This window comes from Streptomyces cyslabdanicus, from assembly GCF_052663305.1.
Genome location: NZ_JBQRUW010000064.1, coordinates 43,885 through 61,508, shown reverse-complemented (window position 1 = coordinate 61,508; position 17,624 = coordinate 43,885). Strand labels below are relative to the sequence as shown.

Sequence of the window (17,624 nt, the reverse complement as noted above, 5' to 3'; positions counted from 1 at the left end):
CGAGCGTGCCGACGGTCGCGACGACCAGCCCGCCCGCCGCGAGGCACCGGCGTCGGCGTGGGGGACGGGGGGGACCGATGTTCGGGTGCATGGTGATTCTTCCCAACTGATCGGAACGGTGCGGGGGAGTCGGACCGCGCACGACCGCGCGGGACCGCGCCGTGGGGGATATGGCGTGTATCTGCGCTCTTGCGTGGTTTCACGGACGGCTGGGGCCCTACGGTTCGGTGGCCGAGCACCTTTGTGCGACTTCTCCGTGGACGGCGGTGGAGCTTCTCCGGGACTGGCGGCGGTCTGCCGGGCGCGACACGACAAACAACACGACAAACAACACGACAAAGGGGAGTATCTGCGCGAGGATCGGCATATGCCATGGACTCACCGAAAACGTGGGCCAACGGCCGATCCGGACAGCTCCGCGCGCCGTGTCCCTGGTATGGGGACCGCTTCGACCACGGACGAGGAACTGCTCCGCACCCTGTACGCCGAGCATGCGGGCCCCCTGTTCCACTACGTGCTGCGCCTGACCTCAGGAGACCGGCAGTGGGCCGAGGACGTCGTGCAGGAGACGCTGCTGCGCGCGTGGCAGCACCCCGCAGCATTCGAACCGGCTCGCGGCCCGGCGCGGGCTTGGTTGTGCACGGTCGCCCGGCACGTGGTCATCGACGACCACCGGGCCCGCAGGGCCAGGCCGGCCGAGGTGGACGGCGAGGCTCTGGAGCAGGCCTCCGAGCGGACGCGGGGCGAGGACGAGATCGAGCAGGCGCTGCAGAGCTGGGCGGTGGCCGACGCCCTGCGGACGCTGTCCCCGGACCACCGCGCCGTCCTGCTGGAGACGTACTACCGCGGCCGGACCATGGCGGAGGCCGCCGACGTGCTGGGCATCCCGCTGGGCACTGTGAAGTCGCGGACCTACTACGCCCTGCACGCCCTCAGGCTGGTACTCCGGGAGCGGGGGATCGAGCCATGACGGCGTGGAGGAGGTGTCGACCATGAACGCGGACCACGACGCACTCCGGTTGGCGCTGGGCGGATACGTCCTGGGCTCGCTCTCCCCGGCGGAGAGCGAGCAGGTGCGCGCCCATCTCGCGGTGTGCGACGAATGCCGGCAGGAACACGCCGAGCTGGCGGGACTGCCGGCCCTGCTCGCGACGGTCACCGAAGCGGAAGCCGACGTCGCAACCGGCACCGAGGCCGAGGCCGCGGGTGGGGCGATGCCGGCGGTCGGCGGGGATCTCGCCGACCGGCTGGTGCGGCGGGCCGCCGAGAGCGCGTCGAACGCGCCTGAGGCGCGCTCCGACGCGTCCGCGGCCCCTGAGGCGCACGAAGCGGGCCTCCTCGACCGGATGCTCCAGCAGGCCGCGGCCAGGCGCCGCAGGAGCTGGCGCTTGCAGTGGGCCGGAGCGGCCGCGTCCCTGACGCTCATCGCTGCGGCGATCGGCGGTACCTGGCTCGCGGCCACCGGTTCCGTCGTCAGTGAGGCGACGCCGCCCGGAGCGATCGCGCAGGCCCCCTCGCGCACCTTCTCCGGACGTGATCCCGTCACCGGCGTCACCGCTTCCGTGAAGGTCTCGCCCTCCGCGTGGGGCAGCGTCCTCCAGGTCTCCGCCGGAGGGGCGCCCGCCGGCGTCGTCTGCCGACTGCAGGCGATCGGGCCCGGCGGGACGAGGGCGGACGCCGCCACCTGGCGTGCGGGTCAGTATCCACCCGGCACCAAGATCCCAGGAGCGGTCCCCCTCTCGCCGGGCGCCATCGAGCACTTCGAGATCATCACGGGCAACGGTCAGAAGCTGGTCACGATGCGCGCGTAGGCACCCGGGAGTCCGCACCCACGGAAAAGCCGTGAAAGGTGCAATCAGCTCGAACCGTGTGGTACCCGCTCTGCGTGCAACTGGATGAGGAGTCCAACTCGGGTCCCGGCGAACCGATTCCACCCGGCACCCGGACGGTCCCTCGGATTCCGGCCTCCGCACCTCACAGAAGAGCCACAAGACCATGTTTGTGACCGATCCCGCCTGTTCGAGCCCACCACTGCTCTCACACTGCCGCCAGCAGGCCCTGCTCACCCTCCCCGCGCAGGCGGCGCACGTCTCGGCCGCCCGTCACTTCGCGGCGGATCTGCTGGACTGCTGGCACGTTCCCCAGGGCGAGCGGGACTCCGCCGTCCTCATCGTCGACGAACTCACCGCGACGCCGCCCAGTACGGCCGTGAGCACATGACGCTGCTGCTCCTCCTCGACCACGGAACCCTGCACATCGTCGTCAGCGACTCCGGTACCACCGTGGAGCACCGTCACCACGAGGTGGCCCCGGACGAACACGGCCGCGGCACCGGCATCGTCAGCTACCTCGCGGAGTCGACCGAGGTCCACCAGACGCGCGGCGGCCGTGAGGTCCGCGCCTGCCTGCGGTTCCGGGCGTGACGGAACCGCGTATCCGCCCGAGCGCCGGCGGGGACGCGGACGGGACTTGGGTACGCGGCTATTCCTCGTCGCCGGTCACCATCTCCACGTCGATCACTCCGTCCTCCTGGAAGAACTCGGACGCCAGGCGCGCGGGATCCTCGGTGCCCTCCAGTTCCAGCAGCACCTGTGCCGCGTCGTCGGTACGGCCGGGCAGCCGCTCGACTCTGACCTGGAGGATGCGGAAGCCGCGGCTGGTGCAGACCTGCATCAGGCGCGGCAGCAGCGCGGTGCCCGTCCGGTAGGTCAGGCGCGCCTCGAAGATGTGGGTGGACGTGCCGGGCATCAGAGGGGTGGACAGCAGGCGCGGGTATCCGCGGACGACCAGGAAGTGCACGATCGTGGTGGCCAGCGCGAGGATGGGCAGCCCGCCGCCGCAGGCCATGCCGACCGCACAGGTCAGCCAGACCGTCGCCGCGGTGGTCAGCCCCCGTACCGCGTCCCGGCGCACGAAGATGAGCCCGCCGCCGATGAACCCGATCCCCGAGACGATCTGCGCCGCCACCCTGGAGGGGTCGAAGGAGACGTTCTCCAGGCCCAGGACATTGCTGAACCCGTGCTGCGAGACCTCCATCATCAGGGCGCTGGAGATCCCGACCAGGGTGTGCGTCCGCAGGCCCGCGCTCTTCTGCTTGGCCTCCCGCTCCCAGCCGATCAGGCTCGACAGCAGCAGCGCCAGCCCCAGCTCGGACAACTGCCGCACGCCCTGCCCGCTCAAGTCCCACAACCCCGCCGCCAGCTCCGTCACGCGCACCTCCTGACCCGTACGTTCTCCGTCAAGCCGACATCTACCCCCAACCTGGCACAGCACGAGTGGTACGGCCCGGAGCGCGCGGTCGTGGCGGCGGCGTCACTTCTCCAGCCGGGGTACGGGGCGATCGGTGTGGACGGGCTGGAGGGTGACCGCGCGCAGGAGGGCGTCGCGGCAGGCGAGGACAGCGGGAGGCCGGCTGCGGCCGCGGCGTACCACGGTGGAGATGCGGCGCGCGCGCCGACCGCGGGTTGGGGTTGCCCGGGTACTCCTCGGCGAGGACCAGGTCGAAGTCGCGGGCCAGCAGGGCGGGCAGGGCCCTTTCGGGTTCCATGTGCGTCACGTGGACGCGCAGTTGCGGGTGCAGGTCGCGCAACAGGCCGAGCGCGGTGGGGACCAGAGCCAGGGCCGCCGTCTGGAACGAGGCGACGCGCAGCGTGCCGGTCAGATCGGACAGCGAGGTGGCGATCTCCGCCTCGGCGCGCTCCAGGCGTTCGAGGACCGCTTCGGTGTGGGCGACGAGGATCTCGGCCTGCTCGGTCAGCCGTACTCGCCGCCCGGCGGGTTCCAGCATCGGGACGCCGACCTCGGCCTCCGGTTGCGACAGCTGCCGGCAGACGGAGGAGGGGGCGTAGGACAGGGCGGCGGCGACGGTGGCCGGCCATCGGGCGGGTCTTCGTCAAGCACGAGTCGTGCCGTCCGGGGCTGCCCGCGTTCAAGGCGCTGGGCGCGTCCTGGGCGGTCCACAGGACCCTCCTCCATGCCGCCCTGACCCTCACCTGGCTGGGCGGCTATGCTCTCCTGCTGTCCAGGGCCGGGCGCGTCCTGGGAGAGCCGGGGACCCGCCGCCTGCTCGGGCGGACCACAGGCGTCGCACTGATCGGACTCGGCCTCGTGGTCGCGACCGCGGCCGGCTGATCCCGCGCGCCCCCGCCCCAGGTGACACCGAAAGTTAAACCCGCGGTCACCCGGGGTCGGTCCGCGCGATGTCGCGGCAGCGGACAAAGGTAAGCAAAGGTAAGAGACCCAAACATGCACAAGAAGGGCGGCGCGCCGTGCCCCACCTGTTGACCTCGCTCCTCACCCACGTGGCGGTCGCCGTGATCGAGGCGCTCGTCATCCGTCTGCTCGTCCAGCTCTGGAACGCCTTCGCCCGCAGCGGCCACCCGACGGCGGCCGCTGCTTGAGGCACCTCGGTCCTCGGGCGCACCCCGAGCACCTGATCGCGCGTCCCGAGACCTGCTGTCCCAGGGGGGACCTCAGTGGCAGTCGAGCAGTCCCGCGGACTGCTTGGCGGCCAGTATCCGGCGCACGCTGTCGTCGACCTTGGCCCGGAAGGAGGCGTCCTGCCGCATACGGGCCTCGACGGCCTGCGTCATCGCGGGCACGGTGCTCGGACGCACCGTGAGGATCATGTTCCCGCCCGCCGCGATGAAGTTCACGGCCCGCTGGGCGGGGGTGAAGGACCGCACCGCGACCGCGTTTCCGATGTCGTCGGAGATGACCACGCCCTTGAAGCCGAGCTGATCGCGCAGCAGCTGACTGATCACCGTCGGTGAGAAGGCGGCCAGATGCTTGGGGTCGATCTTGGTGTAGGTGGCCGACGAGACCATCACGAAGGGGGAGCCGGCCCGTATTCCCGCCTTGAAGGGCTCGAGGCTGGGACTGCTCGCGGTCGTCACGGAGTCCACGACGTTGGCGGTGGTGTCGGTGTTGCCGATCACCTGGCCCAGCCCGGGGAAGTGCTTGAGCGTGGTCATCACGCCCGACTGCGCGAAGCCCGCGGCGAAGGCGCCGGAGTGGGAGGTCACGATGTCCGGGGTGTCGCCGTACTCACGCTTGAAGGACCCGATGGGCACGTTGCGGGTGCCCAGACTGGCCGGCACCACGTCGGCGATCGGTGCCAGGTTCAGGTTGACCCCGGCGTCCTTCAGCTGCTTGGCCCATCCGGCGGCCTGACTGCGCAGCGTCGAGGTCGGCCAGCTGCCCTGGGTCAGCCCATTGGGCATGGCCGAGAAGCCGGGGCCGTTCAGCACCTGCACCTGGCCGCCCTCCTGGTCGGTGGCGACCAGCAGACCGACCCGGCGGCCGCCGACCTTGTCCGCCTGACCCTGGAAGCCGTCGACCGTCGTCCTGGTCGCCGCCACGCCGGCGGTGCTGCGGCCGGTCAGCATGATGGAGCCCACGTGGTGGTCGCGCAGGGTGCTCAGCTGGGCCTGGTCGGGGTGGGCCGCGGAGATCCCGCCCATGAACAGCTGCCCCACCCGTTGAGCGGTGGTCATGCCGGAGAAGACGCGGTCGGTGCAGGTGCCGGTCCCTGTCGGCGAGGGGGTGCTCGCGGCGGCGGGGGGCACGTCGGTGGCGGTGCCGCTGGTGGTGGGGGATCGGGGCGAGTCGCCTGTTCGCCCGGGCGTGACCGACGCACCGCAGCCGGTGGCGGCCAGTGCCAGGGTGACCAGCGGTGCCGCGCAGCGCAGAGCTGTGGAGCGGCGGCTCCTGATCTGCCGGACCCGTGTTGTCATGGATTTGTCTCCTGACCTGGACACGTGCAGGGCCTACCGAAAACCGCTGACTTCGCGGCTGTTTCCCTACGGCGAGCTGTGCTCGCCACGTCCATCACACGGTACTTTATGGGGCATTTGTCCGCTCTTTGATGGTTACGCAGGGTATCGATGGATCGGTGCGGGACGGGAGCTGGGGAGGGCGGGGCGACCATGGCAAGGGCCGGTGCCGGCAGCGGTTGTCGCTGCCGGCACCGGCCCTGTCGCGCGCGTGCGCAGGATCGCTGCGTCGTGCGCGGGATCAGTACGCGGAGTTGACCCGGTCGATGGAGCCGTAGCGGTGGGCCGCGTAGTTGGCGGCCGCGGTGATGTTGGCCACCGGGTCGGTGAGGCTGTGGGCCGTGCCGGAGACGTGGTAGGCGTTGAACGTCGGGGCGATGACCTGGAGGAGACCCTTGGAGGGGGTGCCCTTGCGGGCGTTGATGTCCCAGTTGTTCTGGGCGTGGGGGTTACCGCCGGACTCGCGCATGATGTTGCGGTGCAGGCCCTCGTAAGTGCCGGGGATGCCCTTGGCCTTCATGATGGCCAGGGACTGGCGGATCCAGCCGTCCAGGTTGTTGCTGTAGCCGGTCTTGCCGCTGTAGGCGCGGCTGTCGGTGGTGTGGGCCGCGACCACGGGGGTGGCGTGCACCTGGGTCGCTTCGGCGGCCTGTGCGGGGGAGGGCATCAGGGTCAGGGCGGCGGCCGCGGCGCCGGTCGTGGCGATGCCGGTGACGGTGAGGGTGCGCAGGCGGGCGAAGCGGTTGGTGCGAGTGGTCGTGGTCATGCGGAAGTAACTCTCCTGTGGGGGACGTCGTCGGTGGTGCCGTTCGCAATTGATTGCGGTGGGCGTGGGGCGGGACCCCGCGCTGCGTCGGGCCGGAGCGGGTGGAGCCGGCGGAGTTCGCCAGGCCGTCCGTCTCGTGGCTCGGAGCAACGACAGCCATGGTTAGCGGCCGGTCGAGAGGGACGCAAAGGTGTGGCGTACTACCCGACTGCGTAGTAAATGCCCGAAATGTTCCAGAGTGGGGCTTTCTTTGCTGCTGACGGCGGCCTGCCCGCTACGACTCGCCTTAGGACGTGATCTGGCTCCTATGGGTGGCATCACATCCACGGGGCTTCTGGAGCCGCAAATCGGTCCTTAATCGCACAGAGCGGACCGGGTGTCGGCTCCGAGTCGGCTCCCTGGGGGGAGGGGGTCGGCGCAGGCCGGGAACAAGGCGGGAAAAGGGCACCCTCGATCCAAAGAGTCCCTTTGAGGTTCCCAAAGGAGGAGTGTTAACGTTTTGCCGTGAACACAGCAGCCGCGTACCGCGCAGACGCCCCCTACGGCGTCTGCCGCGTCGTCATGGGCGTACCGCTCGTGTCGCGTCTGCATGTCGATCTCTGCCGCCGCGTGTCCGCGGCTTGTCGCGCCTGACCGCGAACTCATCGATGCGGCGGCGCTGTTGACGTTTCTTCCGGGCGCCGCTCCTGTAAGTCCCCGCTCAAACTCATCTTTCCGCGCGTCCCTACTGGAGTGTGTCCGTGTCCGCGAACACCGCTGATCCGAAGCCCGCGAACTCAGGCTTCCGGATACCCGTCCCCTTCTGGGCCCAGGTCCTGCTCGGCCTCGCCGTCGGTCTGATCCTCGGCTTCGTCGCCCGCACCTATGACGTGTCCTGGCTCGCCACCACCCTCGACAAGGTGGGCGGCATCTTCGTGCAGCTGCTGAAGCTGGCCGTGGCGCCCCTGGTCTTCTTCGCGATCCTGGTGTCGATCACCAACCTGCGGAAGGTCAACAACGCCGCCCGCCTGGCCGGCCGCACCCTCCTCTGGTTCATGATCACCTCGCTGATCGCGGTCGTCATCGGCCTCGTCATCGGCCTGGTCTCCAACCCGGGCTCCGGCTCGGCCCTCACCGCGGCCGACGGCGCCAAGCCGGACCACGCCGGCAGCTGGCTCGACTTCCTCACCGGCATCATCCCGACCGACGTCATCACGCCGTTCACCGAGCTGAACGTGCTCCAGATCGTCTTCATGGCGGTCGTCGCCGGTATCGCGATCCTCAAGATCGGCCCGAAGGCCCAGCCGGTCCTCACGCTCTCCGAGTCCGTCCTGGAACTGCTCCAGAAGGCCCTGTGGTGGGTGATCCTGCTCGCCCCGATCGGCTCCGCCGGCCTCATCGGCCGCGCCATCGTGCAGTACGGCTGGGACCTGCTGGGCAACTACGCGACCTTCACCGCCGACATCTACATCGGCTGCGCCCTGGTCCTGTTCGGCGTCTACCCGCTGCTGCTCGCCACCGTCGCGAAGCTGAACCCGGTCCAGTTCTTCAAGGGAGCCTGGCCCGCCATCCAGTTGGCGTTCGTCTCCCGCTCCTCGGTCGGCACCATGCCGGTCACCCAGCAGTCGGCGATCCGTCTCGGCGTTCCGAAGGACTACGCCTCCTTCGCCGTGCCGTTCGGCGCGACGACCAAGATGGACGGCTGCGCGGCCATCTACCCGGCGATTTCCGCGATTTTCGTGGCGCAGATCTTCGATGTCCCACTCGGCGTCAAGGAGTACCTGCTCATCGCCTTCGTCTCGGTGTTCGGCTCGGCGGCCACCGCCGGTCTGACCGGCGCGACCGTCATGCTGACGCTCACTCTGTCGACCCTCGGCCTGCCGATGGAGGGTGTGGGCCTCCTGCTCGCCATCGACCCGATCCTGGACATGATGCGCACGGCAACCAACGTCGCGGGTCAGGCCCTCGTCCCGGTGCTCGTCTCCGCCCGTGAGAAGATCCTGGACCACGCGAAGTACGACAACGCCTCGGCCTCCCCGGCCGACCACGTGGAGAGCCTCTACGACGAGCCGCAGCAGGCCGCCCGGGTGTCCGCCTGACGCCCACCCCGTTCCGGGGGCCACAACATCCTCCGCCCTGACGGCCGTTGGCCGGCAGGGCGGAGGCGCGTTCTCAGCGGCGCTACCCGCGTGCGACGCCGGGCGCCGAGGAGTCGCGCAGTCGGCACGGTCGTCCCGGCCGAGTGTCCCCGGCGCCCGGCACGGCGGCTACTTCTTGTGGCAGCCCCACTTGCCGTGGACCTTCTTGTAGTGCTCACCCTTCGGGCACTTCTTGTGGGGCGGCGTCTTGGTGTGCGCGGCCGCGGGGTCGCTGCCGGCCACCTTCGCGTTCGTCGGCACCGCGAAGGCGGTTCCTGTAGAGGCCACGGCTGCTCCGCTGGCGAGCATGCCTGCGGCGACGCTGGCGGTCAGAGCGCGTATGATCCTGCTTCGCATGATCGACAGCCTTTCTGTAGTCGGCGTCACTGCCTCTCCGTTCGATTTTTGGCACCGCTCCTCGCGACCCGCATCTCGATCACCGGCCACCTTGCCCCGAGTGTCCCAACTTTCCGCGTGCACAAGGCCCTGAGCGGCCGCGGAACGAGAACACGCCGCGCACAGCCGACTTCCGCGGAATCCCGGTCATGACCGAGTCACGCGGCGCCTTTGTCGTCCTTTGCGCCGGGCGCGACCGGCTCCTGATTCATCGCCTGACGCTCCGGCACCACCGGCGCTCGCCCTCCTGCCATGCGTCGGTGGGGGCGAGCCCGGCCGCGGTGGCGACCGCGGCGGATGCCCGATGGTCGGGATGGATGTGGGCGACGACGGTCCAAACCCGCTGCTCGTCCAGCCAGTCGACGAGTGCCCGTGCGGCCTCGCCGGCGATGCCCCTTCCCTGCCACGGGGTTCCCACCACCCAGGCGATCTCGGCGACTGCGTCATGGCCGGAGGGGGCGACCGTCGCCTGGACCGTGCCCGTCAGGCAGGACTCGTCGCGCAGCCGGATCACCCAGTTCAGCCAGGAGACGGCCGGATCGGGAGAGCCGGCGGTCATGCGCTCGTAGCGTGAGCGCAGGGCCCGCGGGGTGTCCGGAGCGCCGCCGATGAAGGTGTGCAGGGCCGGATCGGACAGCACCGCGGCCATCTCCTCGGCGTGCTCGACGCGCAGTGGCAGCAGGTCCAGCCGACCGGTGCTGATGGCGGGGGCCGTGAGGGTGCTCATGCCGCAACCCAACCATGCGGGCGTCGACTTCCGCGTCCGGGGCGGCGCTCGGCGGTCGGCCGGGGGCTCCCCTCTCCGGGGACGTGGTGCGGGGCGCCGCGACGAGGGCTCCCGCGGTGGCCGCTCGGCGTGTGGCCGCACATCCCGCGGCATCGCCTACGATATTCCATGGATTTATGGAGGATGGACTGTCCGCGACCCTGTCGACGACCATGTCCGCAGACCTGTCCCCGCCGACCTGATCGCCGACCCCGTCCACCGGGTGGCGGGTGCTTCCCGCCACCGAAAGGAGCCCCACCCGTGACGAGCACAGCGGCATCGTCCACCCTCGCCGCCGGCCCCGAGGCGCAGCGCCGCATCCTGAAGGTCCTCGTGGCCTCCCAGGTCCTCAGCGGGGCCGGACTCGCGGCGGGCATCACCGTCGGAGCCCTGCTGGCCCAGGACATGCTCGGCACCACAGGTCTTGCCGGACTGCCCAGCGCCCTGTTCACCGCGGGCAGCGCGCTCGCCGCGATAGTCGTCGGCCGCGTATCCCAGGCGAGAGGCCGCCGCCCGGGCCTGGCCGCCGGCTACCTCACCGGCGCGGTCGGCAGTGCCGGCGTCCTCGCCGCCGCGGGCCTCGGCAGCCCCGTCCTGCTGTTCGTCGCGCTGTTCGTCTACGGAGCCGGGACCGCCACCAACCTCCAGGCCCGGTACGCCGGAGCCGACCTGGCCGCCCCCACCCACCGCGCCCGCGCCGTGTCCACCGTCCTGGTCGCCACCACCCTCGGCGGCGTCGTCGGCCCCAACCTCGCCGCCCCCACCGGCGATCTCGCCGCCACCCTCGGCATCCCCCGCCTGGCCGGCCCCTTCCTGCTCGCCGGGGCCGCGTACGCGGCGGCCGCCGCCGTCCTGGCCCTCTGGCTGCGCCCCGACCCCCTCCTGCTGGCCCGCACCCTCGCCGAAGCGGAGCAGACCCCCGCCGCGCGGGCGGCACAGGTCGGTCCGGTCGCCGAAGAGGCGCCGCCGAAGCCGCGTGGCGGCGTCGTACTGGGAGCGCTGGTCATGGTCCTCACCCAACTCGTGATGGTCGCGGTGATGACCATGACCCCGGTCCACATGCACGACCACGGCCACGGCACCGCCGCCTCCGGCCTGGTCATCGGCATCCACGTCGGCGCCATGTACCTGCCCTCGCCGCTGACCGGCCGCCTCGTCGACCGCTACGGCCGGATCGCGATCGCCGGCGCCTCCGGGGTCACCCTCCTCGTCGCGGGACTGGTCGCCGCACTCGCCCCCGGAGACTCCGTCGCGCTGCTGGCGCTCGCCCTGGCGCTGCTCGGCCTCGGCTGGAACTTCGGCCTCGTCTCGGGCACCGCGATCATCACCGACACGGTGCCGCTGGCCACCCGCGCCAGGACCCAGGGCATGGTCGACGTCTCCATCGCCATCGCCGGCGCCACCGGCGGACTGGCCTCCGGCCTCGTCGTCGACCTCGCCGGCTATCCCGTCCTCGCCCTGACCTGTGGCGTCCTCGCCCTGGCCGTCCTCCCGGCCGTCGCCGCCACCGCGCGCAGCCGGTGAGGAGCGAAGAAGCAGCCGGCGGGAAACGAAGAAGAGGACGGACGACCGTCGGCGTGGCGAACGCCACGCTCCCCAAGTGATCGCGGCAGCTCGGGTACGCTATTCCATAGATTTATGGAGGAATGGGTGCGGGGACGGGAGGAGAGCATGGCGGGGACGCCCACGAAGGCGCGGCTCTACGACGCGTTCGCGGCCAGCGGCAAGGCGCTGGCCAGCGGGAAGCGCCTGGAACTGCTCGACCTCCTCGCCCAGGGCGAGCGAACGGTCGACGCGCTGGCGAAGGCGGCGGGACTCAACCTGACGACCGCCTCCGCGCATCTGCAGACCCTCAAGCAGGCCGGTTTCGTCAGCACCCGGCGCGAGGGGGTACGCATCCACTACCGGCTCGCGGGCGACGACGTCGCCCAGCTCTTCGCCCTGCTGCTCAAGGTCGCCGAGACCCACCAGACGGGCGTTCCGGCCGCCCGTGACGCCCACCTCGGCGAAGGCGGCGGCCGCACGGTCACCCGGGACGAGCTGCGGACCCGCGTGGAAACAGGGCAGGTGGTGCTCCTGGACGTGCGCCCGGTCGAGGAGTACCGGGCCGGGCACATTCCCGGCGCCGTCTCCATCCCCGTCGAGGAACTGGCCGACCGTGTCGGCGAACTGCCCGAGGACGCCGAGGTCGTCGTCTACTGCCGCGGCGCCTACTGCGTCCTCGCCCACGACGCCGTCCGCCTGCTTTCCGAGAACGGCCGCCGCGCCGTCCGCCTCAACGACGGCATGCTCGAATGGCGCCTGGCGGAGCAGCCCGTGGACGCGGGGGCGAGCGCGTGACCCACCTCCCGCCGCCGCACCCGGGCCTGACCGGCGGACCGGTCCACCTCGACTACAACGCCACCACCCCCGTCGACCCGCGCGTCGTGGAAGCGATGCTGCCCCACCTGACCGAACACTTCGGCAACCCCTCCAGCACCCACCCCTACGGCAGCGAACCCCGCCGCGCCCTCACGGCGGCTCGCGCCCGGGTCGCCGAACTGATCGGTGCCCGCCCGGACGAGATCGTCTTCACCGCCTCCGGCTCCGAGGCCGACCTGCTCGCCCTGCGCGGAGCCGCCCTGGCCTCCGCCCGGACCCGCCCCCACCTCATCACCCAGGCCACCGAACACCCCGCGATCCTCGCCACCTGCCGGGCCCTGGAGCGTCTGCACCAGGCACGGACCACGGTGCTGCCCGTCGACCGCGAGGGCCTGGTCGACCCGGCCGCGCTGACCGCCGCGCTCGACGAGGACACCGTGCTGGTGTCGGTCATGGCCGCCAACAACGAGACCGGCGCCCTCCAGCCGGTGAGGGAACTCGCCGACGCCGCCCACCGGGCCGGGGCGCTGTTCCACTGCGACGCCGCCCAGGCCGTCGGCAAGATCCCCCTGGACGTACGGGAGTGGGGCGCCGACCTGCTCACGGTCGTCGGGCACAAGATGTACGCGCCCAAGGGTGCCGCCGCCCTGTTCGTGCGCGACGGCGTGCGACTGGAGCCGGTCGTCTACGGCGGCGGCCAGGAACGCGCGCTGCGCGCCGGCACCGAGAACGTCGCCCTCGCCGTCGCCCTGGGCGCGGCCGCGCGACTCGCCGCCGACGACCTCGCCGACGGCGCGCACCAGCGGATCAGGGGCCTGCGCGACGAACTGCACCACCGACTCGTCGACGCCCTGCCCGGGAGGGTACGGCTCAACGGCCCCGCGGAGCGGCGGCTGCCGAACACCCTGAACATCGGCATCGACGGCGTACCGGGCCACCGCGTGCTGGACGGCGCACCCCGCGTCGCGGCCTCCACCGGCTCCGCGTGCCACAGCGGCACCCACACCCCCTCGCCCGTCCTGACCGCCATGGGCATCGACCCCGCGCGGGCCCTGGAAGCCGTACGACTCTCCCTCGGCCGCTGGACCACCCAGGACGAGATCGAGGCGGCCGCGGCCGCGATCGCCGCGGCGGCCACGGCCACCGACACGACGGAACCCTCCACGGCGGGCACCCGGTGACCGCCGGCGACGCGGGTGCGGCGGACATCACGGTCGACGGCACCGGACTGCTCTGCGTCACCCTCCTGCTGAGACTGCGCGCCGCCATCGACGGCGCCGCCCCCGGCACCCGCGTACACGTCATCGCCACCGATCCGGCCGCCCCGCTCGACCTCCCCGCCTGGTGCCACATGACCGGCCACCGCTACCTCGGCTCCGTCCCGAGCGCCGCCGAACACCCGGTCTACGCGCTGCGCCTGACCAGCCACGCCCGCCCGACCCGCACCGACGCCCCCTGGCACACCACCGGACCGGCATCCCGCCGGTCATCCTGACCGGACGTCACGCAAGGCTCCCGCGCCGCCTGTCCGGTCGGCCACGTGACGGCGACCTTCACGCTCGAGCCTTCGCGTGTTCGTCGGGCGAGGGCTCCGGCCCCCGCGCGGGCACGACGGCTTCGGCGGTGTGCACGAGGAAGGTCAGCGTCTCCTGGAAGTACAGCTGGATGCTGGTGTCGTCGTGCGACAGGTAGCCGACGGACAGGTCCTGGCCGAGGCGCAGTTCGAAGTCCCCGCCCCGCGTCGACAGCAGGAACGCCCCGTCGATGGCGGGCGCCCAGACGATGTCGCCGTCCAGCACGCGGGCGATGTGTTTGATGACCGGGTAGCCGTAGTCGGACGTCTCGCTGACCGCGGTGTACGCCGCGGCGCTCAGCGCGAGCGTGTACGGGCCGCCGACACCGGCGAGCCGCAGCGCGGTCAGGGCCTTGCTGACGACGTCCGGGTACTGGCGTGCCTCCGCGGGCAGGGTCAGCGCGGAGTTGGACGAACTCTCCCGCAGACCGGCGATGTCCGCGGACGGGTAGCCCTCGAACACGGCGCGGTCCTCGGCGAAGGCGATCTGCCGGGCAGCGTCCTTGACCGGCTGCCAGTCCGCGTCCTTGGCGCCGCGCGCGACGTCGTCGACCTGCTGCCGGTCCACGGTGAACGGCACCCGCAGTTCGACCAGCGGCTGGAACCGGCGCAGGCGTGCCTCGACCCCTTCGGCCGGTGCCGCCACGGCCCGCAGGTGCCCGGTCCCCACACCCGCCGACTCCGGGCCGCACGGCTCGGGCACGTCGACGATCCGGCGGGCCGCGACGTGCCGCTTGAACGTACGCCGCGCCTCCTCCTCCAGATCGGCCCACGCGGCGGCGGAGATGGGTGCCAGTTCACGATGCAGATTGTCCATCGCGGGGGCTCGCCTCCTGTCACATCCTCAGATCGCCGATCCCCAGCGAGCCGTCCACGGCCGGCGATCGGACCACCGCGGGCACGGGCTGGGTCTGGGTCTCCTCGGCCGCCTCGCCGTCGTTCTCGCCGGCCTCGTCGTCCTCGCCGTCCTCGTGATCCTCCTGGCTCCCGCGCGCGGCCGGCGCGTCAGGGAGGTCGTCGAGGAAGTCGCTGGTGGGCACGGAGAACAACGACCCGGTGACCGCGGTGGAGAAGTCCAGGATCCGGTCGTGAGCGGCCCGCGGGGCGCCCAGGAACATGCGCTCCAGCATCCGCTCGATCACCGCCGGAGTGCGGGCGTATCCGATGAAGTACGTCCCGAACTCGCCCTGCCCCACGGTCCCGAAGGGCATGTTGTCGCGCAGGATCTCGTGCTTCGTCCCGTCCGGATCCTCGATCGTGGTCAGCGCCACGTGCGAGTCGGCCGGCTTGACCGCGTCGTCCAGCTCGATGTCGGACAGCTTCCTGCGCCCGATCACCCTCTCCTGCTCCTCCACCGGCAGGGCGTTCCAGGTGTCCAGGTCGTGCAGGTACTTCTGCACGATCACATAGCTGCCCCCGGCGAACCCCGGATCCTCGTCGCCGATCAGGACCGCCTCGTCGGCCGCCCGGCCCGTCGGGTTCTCCGTGCCGTCCACGAAGCCGAGCAGGTCACGCACGTCGAAGTACTTGAACCCCTGCACCTCGTCACGCACAGTGACGGCGCCGCGCAGCCGTTCCATGATCTCGGCGGCCAGCGCGAAGCAGAGGTCCAGGCGGGCCGCGCGGATGTGGAACAGCAGGTCGCCGGGGGTCGAGACCGCCCGGTGCCGGGCTCCGGCCACCTCGCGGAAACGATGCAGCTGTGCCGGACGCGGGCCCGCGAACAGCCGGTCCCACGCGTCCGAGCCGATGCCCACGACCACGCTCAGCCGCCCCTCCGCCGCCCGGAAACCGACCGCCCGCCGGAGCCCGTTCAGCTCCGACAGGGTGTCCCGTACGACCGGCTCGCCACCCCGGTCGATGGTCACGACCAGGAAGATCGCCGCGACCGTCAGCGAGGACAGCACCGGCTGGGGCTGCGGGTCCTGGGAGTGCGCGCACATGGGCACGCCCCTTCCTGAGGGTCACGGGCGGGCACCTGTTCACCGTATGGCCCGGGCTCGGCACCCGCCACCGCGGCCTCGGCGGCCCGTCGGCCGTCCACATGCGACTGGTTTGACTTGCCGCGCGCTCGTGGGAGCCTGGAGGAACGGCGGCCGGCGGGGCGGACGGCAGCGCCAGGACCAGTGGGCGTTCCCTCGGTGAGAAGGCATGCGATGAACGACACAGCCGACTTCACGCGGTGGCTCACGAGTCACACCGAGGAGCTGAACCGCCTGGGGTCCTTCGCCCGCGCCGTCGCGAACGACCCCCAGTGGCCCGAGGCGGCCACGGTCGAGACGTACCGGCAGTACCTGGAGGGCCGCGGGGCCGCCCCGGAGGTGATCGACACCCTGCGCTGCGCCTGGAGCGAGTTCGAGCACCTGCCTCACTGAGGGCACGGGGCGTCGCTCCTCAGCCGCGTGCCACCCCCGCCACGGGTTCGGGGTGCTCGTGCGCGCAGGCGTCGTCGACGCCGTAGGTGTCCCAGGCGGGGAACGGGTCGACGGGCGGCAGGCCTTCGCCGTCGGCCAGGAGGCAGTCCGTCAGTGCCGCGTGCAGCGCGTCCGCGTGCAGATGCGTACCGATGAAGACCAGTTCCTGTCCCTCGGGGCTGTCGGCGTCGCGGGCGCCGGAGGGCTCGAAGCGTGCCACGGAGCCGGCCTGCGACCACAGGCCCGTCACCTGCCGCCGTCCGGCCAGTGTGAAGAACCCCTTGGAGCGCAGGACCTCGCCGAATGCGCCGCTGTCGAGCTTCTCGGTCACGAACGTCCACAGCCGGCCGGGGTGGAACGGCAGTTCGGAGCGGAAGACGGTCGAGGAGATCCCGTACTCCTCCGTCTCGGGAACGTGGTCGCCGTTCAGCTCCATCACCCAGCCAGGAGCCTGTTGGGCGCGTTCCAGGTCGAACAGCCCGGTGCCCAGGATGTCGGCGGTCCGCACGCGGCCGTGCACGGCGGTGACGACCCGCGCGACCGGGTTGAGGCGGGTGAGTGCGGCCCGCAGCCGGTCCGCCGACTCCTCGTCGACGAGGTCGAGCTTGTTGAGCACGATGACGTCCGCGAACTCGACCTGGTCCATCAGCAGGTCGCTGACGGTACGTTCGTCGTCCTCGTACTGGTCCAGGCCGCGCTCGGCGAGCTCGTCGCCGTCGGTCAGCTCGCGCAGGAAGCCGGCCGCGTCGACGACCGTGACCATGGTGTCCAGGCGGGCGACCTCCGCCAGGGTGGCGCCGTCGTCGCGGGCGAAGGCGAACGTCGCCGCCACCGGCATGGGTTCGGAGATGCCGGACGACTCGATAAGCAGGTAGTCGAAGCGGCCCTCGCGGGCCAGCCGGTCCACCTCCTCGAGCAGGTCGTCGCGCAGGGTGCAGCAGATGCAGCCGTTGGTCATCTCGACCAGGCGTTCCTCGGTGCGTGACAAGGCCGCCTCGCCGCCCCGCACCAGGGCGGCGTCGATGTTGACCTCGCTCATGTCGTTGACGATGACCGCGACACGCAGTCCCTCGCGGTTGCCGAGGACGTGATGGAGGAGAGTCGTCTTGCCGGCGCCGAGGAATCCGGACAGGACGGTGACGGGAAGTCGGTCGGAAGGCATGAACGGTCAGCCCTCGGGGCGCAGCAGCCCGCGCTCGTAGGCCTTCACCAGCCGCTGGGGCACGAGGTAGGTGGAGCCGTCGACGGTGATCGGGACGAGCGCGGGAGCGGCCGCCTTCCACTGGGCGCGGCGGTGGCGGGTGTTGCTGCGGGACATCTTCCGCTTGGGAACGGCCATGGGTCCTCCTGGTTCGGTGGGCACCTTCTGCGGGCACCTGCGGCGGGCGCCCTCGGTGAGCACCAGGAGGCTACATGAAAATGAATCTCATTACTATTCGGCTGTGCGTCGCGGCAGG

Annotated in this window: 20 protein-coding genes and 1 pseudogene; 11 read left to right on the top strand and 10 right to left on the bottom strand. The window is 71.4% G+C overall.

The genetic code is table 11. From position 1 onward, the window contains the following. Window positions 1-436 precede the first annotated feature (436 nt). From ACTYVM_RS32675 to ACTYVM_RS32660, 4 genes are all read left to right on the top strand, one after another. A complete protein-coding gene (locus ACTYVM_RS32675) occupies window positions 437-970 on the top strand; it encodes a sigma-70 family RNA polymerase sigma factor (RefSeq protein WP_445529440.1) in 534 nt (177 codons plus the stop codon). Between the two features lie 22 nt (window positions 971-992). Continuing rightward, complete coding sequence (locus ACTYVM_RS32670) at window positions 993-1,811, top strand: anti-sigma factor (protein ID WP_445529439.1); 819 nt, start codon at window positions 993-995, stop codon at window positions 1,809-1,811. A 184-nt stretch (window positions 1,812-1,995) separates the two neighbouring features. Next, a complete protein-coding gene (locus tag ACTYVM_RS32665) occupies window positions 1,996-2,220 on the top strand; it encodes a hypothetical protein (protein ID WP_445529438.1) in 225 nt (74 codons plus the stop codon). Further along, window positions 2,217-2,423, top strand: a complete 207-nt coding sequence (locus tag ACTYVM_RS32660; RefSeq protein WP_445529437.1) for an ATP-binding protein — start codon at window positions 2,217-2,219, stop codon at window positions 2,421-2,423. Before ACTYVM_RS32665 ends, ACTYVM_RS32660 begins: the two co-directional genes overlap by 4 nt. Window positions 2,424-2,481: 58 nt before the next feature. Here the strand turns inward: ACTYVM_RS32660 and ACTYVM_RS32655 are convergent, their stop codons facing one another. Continuing rightward, the gene (locus ACTYVM_RS32655) at window positions 2,482-3,210 is read right to left on the bottom strand and encodes an MgtC/SapB family protein (RefSeq protein ID WP_445529436.1); all 729 of its coding nucleotides are present in this window, start codon (window positions 3,208-3,210) and stop codon (window positions 2,482-2,484) included. A gap of 240 nt (window positions 3,211-3,450) precedes the next feature. Then, window positions 3,451-3,871 (bottom strand): annotated as a pseudogene (locus ACTYVM_RS32650) (LysR family transcriptional regulator); the annotation flags it as partial. A 397-nt stretch (window positions 3,872-4,268) separates the two neighbouring features. On the opposite strand from ACTYVM_RS32650, the gene ACTYVM_RS32645 reads away from it, so the two are divergent. Continuing rightward, window positions 4,269-4,400: a hypothetical protein gene (locus ACTYVM_RS32645; RefSeq protein WP_445529435.1), complete on the top strand. Its 132-nt coding sequence runs from the start codon at window positions 4,269-4,271 to the stop codon at window positions 4,398-4,400. A 72-nt stretch (window positions 4,401-4,472) separates the two neighbouring features. Here the strand turns inward: ACTYVM_RS32645 and ACTYVM_RS32640 are convergent, their stop codons facing one another. Both ACTYVM_RS32640 and ACTYVM_RS32635 read right to left on the bottom strand, forming a co-directional pair. Next, a complete protein-coding gene (locus ACTYVM_RS32640) occupies window positions 4,473-5,735 on the bottom strand; it encodes a glycoside hydrolase family 3 N-terminal domain-containing protein (protein WP_445529434.1) in 1,263 nt (420 codons plus the stop codon). A 280-nt stretch (window positions 5,736-6,015) separates the two neighbouring features. Then, window positions 6,016-6,540 carry a transglycosylase SLT domain-containing protein gene (locus ACTYVM_RS32635; protein WP_445529433.1) on the bottom strand — a complete coding sequence of 175 codons (525 nt, stop codon included), beginning with the start codon at window positions 6,538-6,540 and terminating at the stop codon, window positions 6,016-6,018. 740 nt (window positions 6,541-7,280) lie between these two features. Between ACTYVM_RS32635 and ACTYVM_RS32630 the strand changes: the two genes are divergently transcribed. Beyond that, the gene (locus ACTYVM_RS32630) at window positions 7,281-8,618 is read left to right on the top strand and encodes a dicarboxylate/amino acid:cation symporter (protein ID WP_445529432.1); all 1,338 of its coding nucleotides are present in this window, start codon (window positions 7,281-7,283) and stop codon (window positions 8,616-8,618) included. Window positions 8,619-8,786: 168 nt separating this feature from the next. Here ACTYVM_RS32630 and ACTYVM_RS32625 read toward each other — a convergent pair whose 3' ends face one another. Both ACTYVM_RS32625 and ACTYVM_RS32620 read right to left on the bottom strand, forming a co-directional pair. Then, window positions 8,787-9,014, bottom strand: a complete 228-nt coding sequence (locus ACTYVM_RS32625) for a hypothetical protein (protein WP_445529431.1) — start codon at window positions 9,012-9,014, stop codon at window positions 8,787-8,789. A 247-nt stretch (window positions 9,015-9,261) separates the two neighbouring features. Then, the gene (locus ACTYVM_RS32620; RefSeq protein ID WP_445529430.1) at window positions 9,262-9,780 is read right to left on the bottom strand and encodes a GNAT family N-acetyltransferase; all 519 of its coding nucleotides are present in this window, start codon (window positions 9,778-9,780) and stop codon (window positions 9,262-9,264) included. 300 nt (window positions 9,781-10,080) lie between these two features. Between ACTYVM_RS32620 and ACTYVM_RS32615 the strand changes: the two genes are divergently transcribed. From ACTYVM_RS32615 to ACTYVM_RS32600, 4 genes are all read left to right on the top strand, one after another. Then, entirely contained in the window at window positions 10,081-11,343 is a 1,263-nt protein-coding gene (locus ACTYVM_RS32615; RefSeq protein WP_445529429.1) for an MFS transporter, read from the top strand. A gap of 147 nt (window positions 11,344-11,490) precedes the next feature. Then, window positions 11,491-12,159, top strand: a complete 669-nt coding sequence (locus tag ACTYVM_RS32610) for an ArsR/SmtB family transcription factor (protein WP_445529428.1) — start codon at window positions 11,491-11,493, stop codon at window positions 12,157-12,159. Further along, window positions 12,156-13,361 carry a cysteine desulfurase family protein gene (locus ACTYVM_RS32605; RefSeq protein WP_445529427.1) on the top strand — a complete coding sequence of 402 codons (1,206 nt, stop codon included), beginning with the start codon at window positions 12,156-12,158 and terminating at the stop codon, window positions 13,359-13,361. Before ACTYVM_RS32610 ends, ACTYVM_RS32605 begins: the two co-directional genes overlap by 4 nt. Further along, window positions 13,358-13,675 carry a sulfurtransferase TusA family protein gene (locus ACTYVM_RS32600; RefSeq protein WP_445529426.1) on the top strand — a complete coding sequence of 106 codons (318 nt, stop codon included), beginning with the start codon at window positions 13,358-13,360 and terminating at the stop codon, window positions 13,673-13,675. The genes ACTYVM_RS32605 and ACTYVM_RS32600 overlap by 4 nt, the downstream gene beginning before the upstream one ends. Before the next feature lie 58 nt (window positions 13,676-13,733). On the opposite strand, the gene ACTYVM_RS32595 is transcribed toward ACTYVM_RS32600, so the two are convergent. Then, a complete protein-coding gene (locus ACTYVM_RS32595) occupies window positions 13,734-14,570 on the bottom strand; it encodes a family 1 encapsulin nanocompartment shell protein (protein WP_445529425.1) in 837 nt (278 codons plus the stop codon). A 19-nt stretch (window positions 14,571-14,589) separates the two neighbouring features. Continuing rightward, window positions 14,590-15,696: a Dyp-type peroxidase gene (locus ACTYVM_RS32590; RefSeq protein ID WP_445529424.1), complete on the bottom strand. Its 1,107-nt coding sequence runs from the start codon at window positions 15,694-15,696 to the stop codon at window positions 14,590-14,592. A 213-nt stretch (window positions 15,697-15,909) separates the two neighbouring features. Here ACTYVM_RS32590 and ACTYVM_RS32585 point away from each other — a divergent pair, with 213 nt between their 5' ends. Then, the gene (locus ACTYVM_RS32585) at window positions 15,910-16,128 is read left to right on the top strand and encodes a YozE family protein (protein ID WP_445529423.1); all 219 of its coding nucleotides are present in this window, start codon (window positions 15,910-15,912) and stop codon (window positions 16,126-16,128) included. Between the two features lie 19 nt (window positions 16,129-16,147). Here the strand turns inward: ACTYVM_RS32585 and ACTYVM_RS32580 are convergent, their stop codons facing one another. Together ACTYVM_RS32580 and rpmF are read right to left on the bottom strand one after the other, a co-directional pair. Beyond that, a complete protein-coding gene (locus ACTYVM_RS32580; RefSeq protein WP_445529422.1) occupies window positions 16,148-17,329 on the bottom strand; it encodes a GTP-binding protein in 1,182 nt (393 codons plus the stop codon). Window positions 17,330-17,335: 6 nt separating this feature from the next. After that, the gene (gene rpmF, locus ACTYVM_RS32575) at window positions 17,336-17,506 is read right to left on the bottom strand and encodes a 50S ribosomal protein L32 (RefSeq protein WP_445529421.1); all 171 of its coding nucleotides are present in this window, start codon (window positions 17,504-17,506) and stop codon (window positions 17,336-17,338) included. Window positions 17,507-17,624: the final 118 nt, after the last annotated feature.

Bases quoted from the DNA above. Each gene is read 5' to 3' on its own strand.
- ACTYVM_RS32620 (WP_445529430.1), bottom strand. From the start codon at position 9,780: ATGAGCACCCTCACGGCCCCCGCCATCAGCACCGGTCGGCTGGACCTG.
- rpmF (WP_445529421.1), bottom strand. From the start codon at position 17,506: ATGGCCGTTCCCAAGCGGAAGATGTCCCGCAGCAACACCCGCCACCGC.
- ACTYVM_RS32610 (WP_445529428.1), top strand. From the start codon at position 11,491: ATGGCGGGGACGCCCACGAAGGCGCGGCTCTACGACGCGTTCGCGGCC.
- ACTYVM_RS32665 (WP_445529438.1), top strand. From the start codon at position 1,996: ATGTTTGTGACCGATCCCGCCTGTTCGAGCCCACCACTGCTCTCACAC.
- ACTYVM_RS32660 (WP_445529437.1), top strand. From the start codon at position 2,217: ATGACGCTGCTGCTCCTCCTCGACCACGGAACCCTGCACATCGTCGTC.
- ACTYVM_RS32580 (WP_445529422.1), bottom strand. From the start codon at position 17,329: ATGCCTTCCGACCGACTTCCCGTCACCGTCCTGTCCGGATTCCTCGGC.
- ACTYVM_RS32670 (WP_445529439.1), top strand. From the start codon at position 993: ATGAACGCGGACCACGACGCACTCCGGTTGGCGCTGGGCGGATACGTC.
- ACTYVM_RS32585 (WP_445529423.1), top strand. From the start codon at position 15,910: ATGAACGACACAGCCGACTTCACGCGGTGGCTCACGAGTCACACCGAG.
- ACTYVM_RS32640 (WP_445529434.1), bottom strand. From the start codon at position 5,735: ATGACAACACGGGTCCGGCAGATCAGGAGCCGCCGCTCCACAGCTCTG.
- ACTYVM_RS32675 (WP_445529440.1), top strand. From the start codon at position 437: ATGGGGACCGCTTCGACCACGGACGAGGAACTGCTCCGCACCCTGTAC.
- ACTYVM_RS32635 (WP_445529433.1), bottom strand. From the start codon at position 6,540: ATGACCACGACCACTCGCACCAACCGCTTCGCCCGCCTGCGCACCCTC.
- ACTYVM_RS32590 (WP_445529424.1), bottom strand. From the start codon at position 15,696: ATGTGCGCGCACTCCCAGGACCCGCAGCCCCAGCCGGTGCTGTCCTCG.
- ACTYVM_RS32595 (WP_445529425.1), bottom strand. From the start codon at position 14,570: ATGGACAATCTGCATCGTGAACTGGCACCCATCTCCGCCGCCGCGTGG.
- ACTYVM_RS32625 (WP_445529431.1), bottom strand. From the start codon at position 9,014: ATGCGAAGCAGGATCATACGCGCTCTGACCGCCAGCGTCGCCGCAGGC.